The sequence below is a fragment of the Arthrobacter dokdonellae genome (genome assembly GCF_003268655.1).
Classification (GTDB): Bacteria; Actinomycetota; Actinomycetes; order Actinomycetales; family Micrococcaceae; genus Specibacter; species Specibacter dokdonellae.
Genome location: NZ_CP029642.1, coordinates 715113 through 727506 on the forward strand (window position 1 = coordinate 715113; position 12394 = coordinate 727506).

At 66.4% G+C, this 12394-nt stretch carries 9 protein-coding genes and 3 tRNA genes; 7 read left to right on the top strand and 5 right to left on the bottom strand.

Annotation, left to right across the window (positions count from 1 at the left end):
• Positions 1-19: 19 nt before the first annotated feature.
• Together DMB86_RS03255 and DMB86_RS03260 are read left to right on the top strand one after the other, a co-directional pair.
• Positions 20-1750, top strand: a complete 1731-nt coding sequence (locus tag DMB86_RS03255; protein WP_113716528.1) for an ABC transporter ATP-binding protein — start codon at positions 20-22, stop codon at positions 1748-1750.
• Positions 1750-3756, top strand: coding sequence for an ABC transporter ATP-binding protein (locus DMB86_RS03260; protein ID WP_113716529.1), 2007 nt, complete (start codon positions 1750-1752; stop codon positions 3754-3756). Before DMB86_RS03255 ends, DMB86_RS03260 begins: the two co-directional genes overlap by 1 nt.
• Before the next feature lie 122 nt (positions 3757-3878).
• Here the strand turns inward: DMB86_RS03260 and hutG are convergent, their stop codons facing one another.
• Together hutG and DMB86_RS03270 are read right to left on the bottom strand one after the other, a co-directional pair.
• Positions 3879-4838: a formimidoylglutamase gene (gene hutG, locus DMB86_RS03265; protein WP_113716530.1), complete on the bottom strand. Its 960-nt coding sequence runs from the start codon at positions 4836-4838 to the stop codon at positions 3879-3881.
• 105 nt (positions 4839-4943) lie between these two features.
• Positions 4944-6398 carry an NCS2 family permease gene (locus DMB86_RS03270; protein ID WP_113716531.1) on the bottom strand — a complete coding sequence of 485 codons (1455 nt, stop codon included), beginning with the start codon at positions 6396-6398 and terminating at the stop codon, positions 4944-4946.
• A 247-nt stretch (positions 6399-6645) separates the two neighbouring features.
• On the opposite strand from DMB86_RS03270, the gene DMB86_RS03275 reads away from it, so the two are divergent.
• Complete coding sequence (locus DMB86_RS03275) at positions 6646-7317, top strand: copper resistance CopC family protein (RefSeq protein WP_227878572.1); 672 nt, start codon at positions 6646-6648, stop codon at positions 7315-7317.
• A 33-nt stretch (positions 7318-7350) separates the two neighbouring features.
• On the opposite strand, the gene DMB86_RS03280 is transcribed toward DMB86_RS03275, so the two are convergent.
• Positions 7351-8016: an FAD-binding protein gene (locus DMB86_RS03280; RefSeq protein WP_113716532.1), complete on the bottom strand. Its 666-nt coding sequence runs from the start codon at positions 8014-8016 to the stop codon at positions 7351-7353.
• 447 nt (positions 8017-8463) lie between these two features.
• Between DMB86_RS03280 and DMB86_RS03285 the strand changes: the two genes are divergently transcribed.
• Positions 8464-9468: a universal stress protein gene (locus tag DMB86_RS03285; protein WP_113716533.1), complete on the top strand. Its 1005-nt coding sequence runs from the start codon at positions 8464-8466 to the stop codon at positions 9466-9468.
• A 220-nt stretch (positions 9469-9688) separates the two neighbouring features.
• Here DMB86_RS03285 and DMB86_RS03290 read toward each other — a convergent pair whose 3' ends face one another.
• A complete protein-coding gene (locus DMB86_RS03290) occupies positions 9689-11209 on the bottom strand; it encodes a C40 family peptidase (RefSeq protein ID WP_113716534.1) in 1521 nt (506 codons plus the stop codon).
• A gap of 202 nt (positions 11210-11411) precedes the next feature.
• A complete protein-coding gene (locus DMB86_RS03295; RefSeq protein ID WP_113716535.1) occupies positions 11412-11819 on the bottom strand; it encodes a metallopeptidase family protein in 408 nt (135 codons plus the stop codon).
• Between the two features lie 146 nt (positions 11820-11965).
• Between DMB86_RS03295 and DMB86_RS03300 the strand changes: the two genes are divergently transcribed.
• From DMB86_RS03300 to DMB86_RS03310, 3 genes are all read left to right on the top strand, one after another.
• Positions 11966-12038, top strand: a tRNA-Glu gene (locus DMB86_RS03300).
• A 106-nt stretch (positions 12039-12144) separates the two neighbouring features.
• Positions 12145-12218 (top strand) — tRNA-Asp (locus DMB86_RS03305).
• A 61-nt stretch (positions 12219-12279) separates the two neighbouring features.
• Positions 12280-12355, top strand: a tRNA-Phe gene (locus DMB86_RS03310).
• The last annotated feature ends 39 nt before the right edge of the window (positions 12356-12394 follow it).

A 12394-nucleotide genomic window follows, 5' to 3' on the forward strand; every position in this document is an offset into this window, starting at 1 on the left:
ATGTGAACTGGGGAAATTAGTGAAGCTCGCTCGGCTGGCATTGCGCCACGCACGGCCATATGGGGGTTCCATTATTGCCGTGCTGCTGCTGCAGCTGATCTCCACCATCGCCGCCCTGTACCTGCCCAGCCTCAACGCCAAGGTCATCGACGAAGGCGTGGCCAAGGGCAACACCGATTTCATCTGGGCCACCGGCTTCACCATGGTCATGGTGTGCTTCATCCAGGTTGCGGCGGCGATCGGCGGCATCTACTTCGGCGCCCGCACGGCCATGGCCATCGGACGCGACCTCCGCCGCGAGGTCTACCACCGCGTCAACGCGCTCGGCGCGCTCGACGTGAGCCGCTTCGGCACGGCGACCCTGATCACCCGCAACACCAACGACGTCCAGCAGGTGCAGATGCTGGTGTTGATGGCGTTGAACTTCATGGTGTCCACGCCCATCATGTGCATTGGCGGCATCGTCATGGCCCTGCGGGAGGACGTGGGCCTGTCCTGGCTGGTGTGGGTGTCCGTCCCCCTCCTGTTTGTGGTGGTCGGCTCCCTTGTGATCAAGCTGCTGCCGCTGTTCCGCGAAATGCAGGAACGCATCGACACGGTCAACGGCGTGCTGCGCGAACAGATCGCCGGCATCCGGGTGATCCGGGCATTTGTCCGCGAAAAATTTGAGACCGAACGCTACCGCGACGCCAACCTCGCCCTGACCCGCGTGTCGGTCCGCGTCGGCAACCTGTTTGTCCTGATGTTCCCGCTGATCATGATGATCCTGCACCTGGCCACCGCGGCCGTGCTCTGGTTTGGTGGGCACCGCGTCGCCGCGGGCCAGATGCAGGTTGGCTCGCTGACTGCTTTCCTGCAGTACCTGCTGCAGATCCTGACGGCCGTCATGATGGGCGTCTTCATGGTCATGATGATCCCCCGCGCGGCGGTATCGGCGGAAAGGCTCGACGACGTCCTCGCCACCCGGCCCAGCCTCGCCGTACCACGTGGAACGGCCACGCCGGCGGGCCACGCCGTCGAATTCAAGGATGTCTCCTTCGGCTACCCCGGGGCCGAACGTCCCGTGTTGAACCGTGTCAGCTTCACGGCCCGGGAAGGGCGGACTACGGCGATTGTCGGGTCCACCGGTTCCGGCAAGTCCACGCTGGTGAACCTGATTCCCCGGCTGTTCGACCCCCAGGGCGGCTCGGTGCGCATTGGCGGGGTGGACGTCAGCGAGCTCAACCGGTCCCAGCTTGCCGGGCTCGTGGGGCTGGTGCCGCAAAAGCCGTACCTGTTCTCCGGCACCGTCGCCTCCAACATCCGCTTTGGCAGGCCCTCGGCCAGCGATGAAGACATCTGGAACGCACTCGAGGTGGCCCAGGCCAAGGACTTTGTGGAAGACAAGCCCAAGGGCCTGGCGGAGACCATTGCACAGGGTGGAACCAACGTTTCCGGCGGCCAGCGCCAGCGTCTTTGCATCGCCCGTGCGCTGGCGGCCCGACCCCGCGTGTTCCTCTTTGACGACTCCTTCTCGGCCCTGGACGTCACCACCGACGAGAGGCTGCGCCGGTCGCTGCACGGCGCCACGGACGGTGCAACGGTCATCATCGTCGCCCAGCGGGTTTCGACCATTCGCGAGGCCGACCACATCATCGTGTTGGACAACGGCGACGTTGTCGGGGCCGGCACGCACGACGAACTGCTCGAGGACAACGAAACATACCGGGAAATCGTCGAGTCGCAGCTCAGCGTTGAAGGGGTTGCCTGATGGCGCGGCGGAACAAGACACAGGCGCCGGTGGAAACCGAGGAGGCTGGCACCGACTACGAGCCCAGAAGCACCGACGGCGACATGTTCGGTGGCGCGCCGGCCAAGAAGGCGAAACGCTTTTGGCCCTCGGTCAAGCGGCTGACAGTACTGTTGCGCCCGGAGCGCCGCCAGTTCTCGCTGGTGGTGGCGCTGGTGGCGGCATCGGTGGTGCTGACCGTGATTGCGCCGAAGATCCTCGGCGCCGCCATGGACACCATCTTCAACGGCGTCATCGGCTCGCAGCTCCCCGCCGGCGTGCCCCTGGAGTCCATTGCCGCCGCGCAGCGTGCCGCCGGGAACGGGCAGTTCGCGGACATGCTCGTCAAAGCGCACATTGTGCCGGGGCAGGGCATCGACTTTGTCCAGCTCAGCCGCTTGATCGTGGTTGTGTTGGTCCTGTACATGGTTGCCTCGACACTGATGTGGCTGCAGGGGTACCTGCTCAACGCGCTCGTCATGCGTGTCGTCTTCCGCCTGCGCGAGGACATTGAGAGCAAGCTGAACCGGCTCCCGCTGGGCTATTTCGACACCCGGCAGCGGGGTGAGACGATGTCCCGTGTCACGAACGACGTCGACAACATCCAGGCCGCGCTCCAGCAGGCGTTCTCGCAGCTGGTCCAGTCCGCGCTGACCATCGTGGGCATCGGCATCATGATGTTCATCGTGTCCTGGCAGCTGGCCCTGATCGCCTTGATCGCCCTGCCGCTGTCGGCCATCATTGCCGGCGTCATCGGCTCCCGGTCGCAAAAAATGTTTGCCGCGCAGTGGAAGAACACCGGATCCCTCAACGGGCATGTGGAGGAGACGTTCTCCGGACTGGAACTGGTCCGCGCCTACGGCCGTGATGCGGAAATGCTGGAGGTCTTCGACGAGCGCAACGAGAAGCTCTACAAGGCCGCCTTTGGCGCCCAGTTCGTCTCCGGCATGATCATGCCCGCCATGCAGTTTGTCTCCTACCTCTCCTACGTGCTGGTCGCCGTCGTCGGCGGAGTGCGGGTTGCCACCGGGCAGATGACACTCGGCGACGCCACGGCGTTCATCCAGTACTCGCGGGAATTCTCGCAGCCCATCGGCGAGATGGCCGGCATCGCGAACATGATCCAGTCCGGCGTGGCCTCGGCAGAGCGGACCTTTGAACTGCTCGACGCCGAGGAACAGGATTTGGACAGCGCCACCGCCGAACTGCCAGCCCAGACGGACGGCCACGTCGCCTTTGAACAGGTCTCCTTCAGCTACGACCCCGCGAGCCCGCTCATCCGGGACGTCTCCTTCATGGTGGAGCCCGGCCAGACGGTGGCGATCGTGGGGCCCACGGGTGCCGGCAAGACCACCCTGGTGAATCTAGTCATGCGCTTCTACGAGCTCACGGGCGGACGGATCCTGCTCGACGGCATCGACACCCGGACCCTGCCCCGGCAGCAGGTGCGCGCCCAGGTGGGCATGGTCCTCCAGGACGCTTGGCTGTTTGAGGGCACCATCCGGGAGAACATCCGCTACGGCCGCCTGGATGCCACGGACGCAGAAATCGTGGAGGCGGCCAAGGCCACCATGGTGGACAGGTTTGTCCGCCAGCTGCCCGACGGCTACGACACCGTCATCGACGCCGAAGGCGGCACGGTCTCCGCCGGCGAACGCCAGCTGATCACCATCGCCCGCGCGTTCATTGCCAACCCGTCGCTGCTGATCCTCGACGAGGCGACCTCGAGCGTGGACACCCGCACCGAACTGCTGGTCCAGCACGCCATGGCCGCGCTGCGCACGGACAGGACGTCGTTCGTCATCGCGCACCGGCTCTCCACCATCAGGGACGCCGACGCCATCCTCGTCATGGAGGACGGCGACATCGTCGAGCACGGCACGCACGAAGAGTTGCTGGCCCGCCGCGGCGCGTACTACATGCTGTACAAGACGCAGTTCCGTGGCGGCGAGGAACTGGAAGACGAGGTCGCGGCCGGGGTGCACTGACCCGCGGCCCGGCAGCGGACCGGCATTTTTCCGTCCGGCTTTCCGGTCCTCGGCCGCGGGCGGCCTCCGGGCCTCCCTGACGCCGGACTACAAAAAATGCCGGCTCCGAGGCCGGCCCGGGCTTAGCGGAGCAGGGTGTCAACTAGGCGGGCGGCGACCTTGGCCGTGCGGTTGTCCACGTCGAACTCCGGGTTCAGCTCCGCCACGTCGAAGTGGAACAGCTGGCCGCTCGCAGCAACCTGGCGGCAGACGGCGGCGATGACAGGCAGCGGCACGCCGTAGGCTGCCGGGGCGCTCACGCCGGGCGCCACGGCGGCCGGCAGCACGTCCAGGTCGATCGTCAGGTACACGATGTCCACGGTTTCCAGGAACGCGGACACAAAGGCGGCCGTCCGCTCAGCGGAGCAGTCCTCGTCCAGGAGGTACTTCACGTCGAGGTCGTGCGCGGTGTCGAAAAGGACGCGGGTGTTGTTCGGCTCGCTGATGCCGACGACGGCGTAGTTCAGCGTGCGTCCGGCGGCGGTTTCGGCCTTTGCCATCTGCAGGAACGGGGTGCCGGAGCTTGGGACGGGCGCGTCGCGCAGGTCAAAGTGCGCGTCCAGGTTCAGTACGCCCAGCCGGGCGCCGTTGGCCACCGCGGCCGTCCCCGCCACGCCGAGGTAGCTGGCAAACGCCGTCTCGTGGCCGCCGCCCAGGACAAAGGTGAGCTGTCCGGCGTCGAGCAAGGCAGTGAGGACGCGGCCGGCCCGGGCCTGGCCGTCCTCCAGGGACTCCCCGGCCACCACCACGTCACCCACGTCGGTCACGGCGCGGGCGCCGTGGAACGCGAGGGACCCGAGCGCGGCGCGGATGGCCGCCGGTGCCGCCGCTGCGCCGAGCCGGCCCTTGTTGCGGCGCACGCCCTCGTCGGAGCAGAAGCCCAGCAGCGCGCCCGGGCCGGGGGAAGCCGCGGAGGAATCCGGCACGGCCGTGGCCGGGGTGGCGACGGCCTGCCACCAGCGGCGGTGGGCCGGCCCGTCGCCGTCGTTCCTCCCGGTCCAGTGAGCGGGGGCGGTGTCGACGGTCAGCGAAGTGAAGTCCATGGTTCCAGACAACAGCACGGTCGCGCGAAATGCCACCCGCACGGAGAAGGCGGCGTCTGTGATGGCAGACGCCGCCTTGACGCGCGGCAGGGGCGGAGCTGGGGACTACTTGATGCCGAAGACCTGCTCGATCGGTCCGATCCCGAAGAAGATCACAAACGCGGCGGCCACGGCCCACATGAGCGGGTGGATGTCCTTCGCGCGGCCCTGGAACAGGCGGATCAGCACATAGGCGATGAAGCCGGCGCCCAGGCCGTTGGCGATCGAGTACGTGAAAGGCATGAGCGTAAACGTCAGGAACGCCGGGATGCCGATTCCCCAGTCGGACCAGTCGATCTTGCCCACCTGGGAGACCATCATGAAACCAACCACCACCAGGGCCGGTGCCACGGCTTCGAACGGGACCAGGGAGATCAGCGGTGTGAAGAACATGGCCACGATCAGCAGCAGCCCGGTGACAACCGAGGCCAGGCCCGTGCGGGCGCCCTCGCCGATGCCGGCACCGGACTCGACAAAGATCTGGTTGGAGGACACCGAGGTGCCGCCGCCGGCGATGGCGCCGAAGGCATCCACGAGCAGCACGCGGTCCACGTTGGGGATGTTGCCGTCCTTATCCACGGTGCCGGCCTCGTTGGCCAGGCCCACCATGGTGCCCATGGCGTCGAAGAAGATGCTCAGCAGGATGCTGAACGCCAGCAGCAGGGCCGCCAAGGAGCCCAGGTTGGCGAACGAACCAAACAGGTTGGCCTGCCCAAACAGGCTCAGGTCCGGCGGGGTCAGCCCGGAGAAATGCGGCACCACGAGGGACCAGCCCTCGGGGTTGGCAGTCTTGCCGTCGAAGCTGGGACCGATGTTGAAGACGGCCTGCAGGATGTTGGCAAGGACGGTGGAAACGATGATGCCGATCAGGATGGCGCCCTTGACCTTGCGGACCACCAGTGCGATGGTCAGCACCAGGCCCACCACAAAGACCAGGGTCGGCCAGCCGAGCAGCTTGCCGTCAAAGCCCAGACCCACGGGGACGGTGGTGCCGGCGACGTCGGGGATGCGGCGCACAAAGCCGGCGTTGACCAGGCCGATTAGTGCAATGAACAGCCCGATCCCCACCACAATGGCCGTCTTCAGCCCGGCTGGCACCGCATTGAACACGGCGGTCCGGAAACCGGTGAGGACCAGAATGAACATGGTGACGCCGGAGAGCACCACCAGGCCCATCATGTCCGGCCACGTCAGGCCGGGATGGGAGGCAACAGTGACGGCCACGAACGCATTCACACCCAGGCCGGTGGCCAGCGCGAACGGGTGCTTCGCCCAGGCGCCCATGATGATGGTCAGCAGCCCGGCCACCAGTGCGGTCATGGCCGCCACGCGGGCCGGGCCCAACACGGCGCCGGAGGAATCCGCCCCTCCCAGGATCAGTGGGTTGAGGACAACGATGTAGCTCATGGCGAAGAACGTCGCGAAACCGCCGCGGATCTCGCGCGAATAGTTCGAGCCGCGCTCGGTGATCTTGAAATACTTGTCTACCGCAGACAGGCGGGTAGCCGTCTCGATTGCCATATGGCGCCCTCCGGGGCAAAGAGAAAAGGGGGATAGTCCAGTCGAGAAAATACTAGCCCCAATCAGTTCCCGCCACCTTCGGCCTGTTCGGGCTTTGGCTCGAATCCCAGGCACGACGCCGTTCGCCGGCCCACGTGTTTGGCCGACGCGCCGGGGCGCGAAACTGCCCACGGTTCCGCGGATGCCGCCACCTTCCTCCGCTAGGGTGGGGTTCGATCGCCAGTTGTCTAGCCAAGGAACAAGCACCGTGAATTTTCCTGTCCTGCGCCGCCCGGATGAGACGAAGATGACACCGGGACGTCGTGCCGGCCGGCAAGAACGCGGCGTTGCCGACGCCCGGCGCGTTGCTGTCCGCCGCCGCGGCGCCTCCGCAGCCTGGCGCGCCCTGGCCGGTGCCGCCGTCGTTCTGCTCGCACTGCTGGGCGGTCCGGCCGCGGCGCAGGCACACGACCAGCTGGAGGCCACGTCTCCTGCCCAGGGAGCCACCGTGGACACCGCTCCACGGGCCGTGACGCTGACCATGAGCAACACCCCGGCCGCCATTGGCGCGCAGGTCAAGGTACTGGATGCGGGTGGCGCCAACTGGGCCTTGGGTGCTGTCTCCGTCCTGGACAACGTGGCAACGCAGGAACTGAAGCCGGGCGCCCCCGCCGGCAAGTACACCGTGGACTGGCGGCTGGTGTCCTCCGATTCGCACCCTGTGGAGGGGACATTTACGTTCACGGCCAAGGCGGCGGCCGGAGCGGGCGCCGTCGCGGGGCCCGCCCGGTCGGCGCAGCAGGTCAGCGAAGCCGCCGCGCAGCCCGTGGCGGACAGCGGCGGCATTCCGTGGAGCGTCTTTGGCCTGATCGGCGTGCTCGTTGTGGTGGTCATCGCGATGATCGTGGTGGCGCGCCGCAGGCTCGGTCAGGCCGACTGACCGGCGCACTTGCGTGCGGGGTTGGGTTGCCGCCTAGGCCCTGGCTGCCGTGGCTGCCGTGGCTGCCGTGGCTGCCGTGGCAGCGGCACGGCGCGAAGCCACCCGCATGGAGATTGACTGCCCGGCGCGTTTGGCCTGGTGCAATATATCCGACGTGGTGGGGGTGACAAGCTCTCCCACACCCACCAGATAAAGCCCCAGCGCCTGCATGGCGACGCCGAGGCCCTGACCGGTGCTGATGCCCGCGCTGTGCAGCATGCGCCGCAGTTGGTTCAGTGCACCGCGCGTGAATACGATGCTGTGTGCTGTCAGGGTTCCGGTGGCCGTCTGGACCTCCCACTGGTGTTGCGCGGGGTTTGCTGCCGGGGTGTGCTTGACGTTCAACGCCCGCGTGGCGTGCCTGATGTCCAGTTCATGTCGGTGGGCATAGTGTTCGAGCAGCCGCAGGATTTCAGTCCTCTCGTCCATGGCGTCCAGGCTGATGCCGCCTGTTGCCGGGGCAGCCGGGCCGTGGGCGTGGGAGGGGCAGTCCACCACGATGGCCTTGATGCCCTGGCGGTTCAGCTCTGCCGCCACTGCCAGCCCGGAGAAGCCGGAACCAATCACGATGGTGGTGGTGGCTTCCGCGGCCAAGACGATTTCGGGCACGGTTCGTGGCGCAGCAGTCTGAGGTGCAGCGGTTTGTGGCGCAGCCGTCATGGCGGTGCCTCCTCGAACGGTAGGAGAAATGTCGCGCGGCAGCGGCCCGGGAGCGGGCTGTGCCGTTAATGATCAGCCGGGCGTGCGGTCCGAATGTGTGTCTCGATACTCGCGGTGCCTACCGGCTCACTTCTCGAACCCTACCGAACAATCGGTTGCCTGGGTAGGGGCAGGCAAAGACCTGTGGATGGACAAACGTGGCCTGCCATGGCGCGGCAGGCCGGCCCGGCGCAAAAGCGCGTCCGGGCAGGCGCCCGTATCCCCAGGATCCTCCGCGGTGGCGGGAATTGCGGCCTGGGAACAGCAGCGGCGCCACCCCCCAGCCGCCCGGCGCCGGTAACTTGACGCACCAACCAGGAGGGACAATAGTCACAGATACAGGCCTCGAGGGGGTGGCGGCAGCATTGCTCGGCACCCCTTCAGGCCACCTATATAAGGAGGCCCAGCATGAGCAGTCCAGAGCAAACGTCCCCGGTTGCCCAGCCCGACCCCATTCCCGCTCCCACCGGAATCGTTGTGGGCGTTGACGGTTCCGAACAGAGCAACTGTGCCGTGGTGTGGGCGGCCCGCGAGGCGAAGGCTCGGAAATCGCCACTCCACCTGGTTACCGCCTACACCGTGCCCATCTTCGCCGCCTCAGGACTCGACGGCGGCTACGCCACCGTGGACGACGACGTCATCCGCCAAGGCGCGGAGGCCGTCCTCCGCGAGGCGGCTGCGAAAGTGGCGCACCTGGACGTGGAACTTGATGCCCGCGTCGAAAACGGCGACGCCGCCGGGGTCCTCCTCGAATTCAGCGAGACAGCCGAACTGCTGGTGTTCGGGACCCGCGGCCGCGGCGGTTTCCTTGGCCGCCTTTTGGGCAGCGTGAGCTCGGCGCTGCCGGCACATTCGAAATGCCCCACTGTCACCGTGCCGTTGAGTTGCGCGCCGCGCTTGGGTGAAGGCACGGGACCCGAGGCTGCTGCGCCGGTGATTGAAAAAGTTGTCACGGTGGGGGTGGATGGCTCCGACCAGGCTCGCTACGCGGTGCTGGTGGCGGCCGAACAGGCGGAGCGTTCGGGCTCGACGCTGCGCATCATCTGCGCCGTTCAGCCGTATACGGGATCCCTCGCATGGATGCCGGCCCCCGTGGACCGTGACCAGCTCTTTGCCGAGATCCAGACGCAGCTCGACGCCGGTGAGAAATGGCTGCGGAACCACTTTCCAAAGCTGCCCGTAGAGGTGAAGCTGGTGGAGGGTTCAGCCGTGGACGTCCTGGTGAAGGCCTCGGAAACCTCGGAGCTGCTGGTTATGGGCACCCGCGGCCGCGGCGGCTTTGCCGGCATGATGCTCGGTTCGACCACCGACGGCGTGCGGCACCACGCCAAGGGGCCGATCATGGTGGTCAGGGACCGCGAGGATCCGCGCCAGGACGACCGCGCGGCGTTTGGCCCGCTTTTGCAAGCCTGACCCTTCGCAGTGGTCGAGCCGTCGGGATCCGACGCTCCTTCAGCTCCGGGGCTTGCATGCTAAACGCTCCCTTGGCTGGTGGAAATTTCGCCGACAGTACAGCTCAGGCGGCCACAGGGCCTGCGAGCTCGCCGGAGCTGTACGTTCGGTGAGCGGCGATGCTTTCCAGGGGGCGCCAAGTCGCCGCAGCTGTACGTTCGGTGAGCGGGCGTCCAGGCGCTCAGTACCGGGCGGCGCGCCCGTACAGGCTCATTCCCCCTGCTGCCATGTCTGCGAGTGAGTACACGCCGAGGGGGTAGCCGGGGGAAAGCGCCTGCACCACCTGGTTGTTTCCGATGTAGATGGCAATGTGGCCAAACTGGCCGGAGCCAGCAGGGTACTCGTCAAAAACGAGCAGGTCGCCATACCGCAGCTGGGAAAGCGGCACGTTATGATTCGGGGCTCCCCAGAACTGGGCGGTTCCCGTGCGCGGGATGGAGATTCCGGCCGCTGCAAACGACTTCATGACGAGGCCGGAGCAGTCAAATCCCGGGTTTCCGGTGCCGCCCCACTGGTACGACTTGCCGCTCTGGGCCATGGCGTAGTTGACCATGACCTGAATATATGACCCGGACGGCTGAGCAGGCGCCGGTGCTGGAGCGGGAGCAGGCGCGGGTGCCGGAGCGGGAGCAGGCGCGGGTGCCGGAGCAGGTGCCGCAGCGGGAGCGGGAGCGGGCGCCGGAGCAGGTGCCGCAGCCGGAGCGGGCGCAGGCGCGGGTGCCGCAGCCGGAGCGGGCGCAGGTGCGGGTGCCGCCTGAGCCGTCGTGGGCTGCTGGGCGCCGGCGCCGTTGTTCCCCGCGTTGACTTGGCCCTCGGCGACCAGTGCGGCGGGGGCGGCCGGTGCGGGGGCGGCTGCGGATTCCTTGATCTGCTGGGCCAGGGCGGCCTCCCGGGCCTGACGCTCCAGCCCGTCGACGCGTGCGCCCTCCAGTGCAACGGTGCTGTGGTGCAAGGTGGCCAGCTGTTGGAGCAGGGCGTCGCGCTGGACCTGGTTTTCCTTGACCGCTGCCGTCAAGGCGTCGGTGGCGGATTGTGCGGCCTGCCTTGAATCCGCGGCAGTCTTGGCTGCCTGGTCCGCCGCCTTTTGGGCTGCGGTTGCCTGCGCCTGGAGTGCCGCGGACGTTGCGGAGGCTGCCGCGGCCGAGTCGAAGGTGTTGGCCCGTTCGGTGGACAGCGCCATCAGCGTGGAGGCCTGGTACATGGTGTCGTCGGCGCTCGAGCTGCCAAGGAACGCCTGCATGCTCAGGTTGAGCCCGCCGTTTTTGTAGAGGTTCCCTGCCAAATGCCCGAGCTGGGACTTGGCGGTCTGGTATTCCTTGGCGGCCGCCGCCGCCTTGCCCTTGGCGGCCTGCGCATCCGCCTGGCGCTGCTGCAGGGCGACCAGCGCATCCGTGTAGGCGTTGTTTGCACGGAGGGTGCCGGTGAGCGAGCCCTGGAGGCGGTCGCTGGACGAGCTGAGGATGGCCTCGATCTTCGACGATTCAGCCGCCGTTGCGGCCTCGGACTTCTTGGCCTTGGCAATGTCGTCCGCGCTGGGGATGGCGGGGGCCATGGCAAAGCTGCCGAAGGACGACGCCGGAACGGACACCGCGGGAAGCGCGCCCTGGCCGGGGGCCGCCGCGGCAGGTGAAAGCACGGCGGTGGTGGCCAGTGCCGCGCAGGCAAAGGCGGTTGTCCCGCGTATCACGAAGGAAATGCGCATGCTGAAGACCTCATTGCCACTCGGTTCGGTAAATGTTGGGCGCCGGTTTATGCCCGTTGCGCGCTTGAAAAGCGCATAAATCTACACAGCACTCCCGACATTACGGCCCCATGGATCGCTTTGGCAACACCAGTAACACCAGCCACTTGAATAACATCGGTGTAACAACAATGGTGTTATTTCGTGGTTTAGCACAAAACCGTTATCCCCAACCCAGCTCGTGCAGCCGCGCGTCGCTGATGCCGAAGTGGTGGGCGATTTCGTGTACCACCGTCACCGTGACTTCGTGGATGACCTGTTCGCGTGAGGAGCACAGGCCAAGGATGGGCCGCCGGTAGACGGTGATGCGGTCGGGCAGCGAGCCGGACCCCCACCAGGAGTCCCGCTCCGTCAAGGGCGTTCCCTCATACAGGCCCAGCAGCACGGTGTCGGGATCGTCACCCGGCCGGGGAATGTAATCGTCCTCGACGAAGAGCACCAGGTTGTCCATCCGGGCGCTGATGTCCAGGGGAATTTGGGCCAGTGCGTCCTCGACGGCGGCGTCAAATTCGGACGCGTCCATGCGGAACGGGCCAAAGGAGGGAATTGACGCCAGCGGGTCGCGGTTCATGCGACAAGCCTAGTGTTCACCGCACGCCCAGGCGCTGGGGCACTTCACCGGGGCCCGTTTTGTGTTCTGGACCAATAGGCCCTATAGTTTTTCAAGTCCACTGCGGACGGCACACGGGCAACTGTGGGCTGGACGTGAGTGACGATGCCCCCATCGTCTAGCGGCCTAGGACACCGCCCTTTCACGGCGGCGGCACGGGTTCGAATCCCGTTGGGGGTACTTTGCGAGCAGGTGGTATTTCCGGCCCCGAAAGGCTGGTAAGCTATTACTCGTGAATTTCGCGTGAATGCGTGAGAAAAGCAGCACAAAAGCAGTATTAATGCATGGCCCTGTAGCGCAGTTGGTTAGCGCGCCGCCCTGTCACGGCGGAGGTCGCGGGTTCGAGTCCCGTCAGGGTCGCTGAGGTTTTCTGGAATGAATTCCGGGAAATCCGGTGACAAAGGCTTTCGCAGTTCACCAAGGCTCTGTAGCTCAGTTGGTAGAGCGTTCGACTGAAAATCGAAAGGTCACCGGATCGACGCCGGTCGGAGCCACCACAAAACCCCTTAGCAATAAGGGGTTTTCTGCTTTAACCG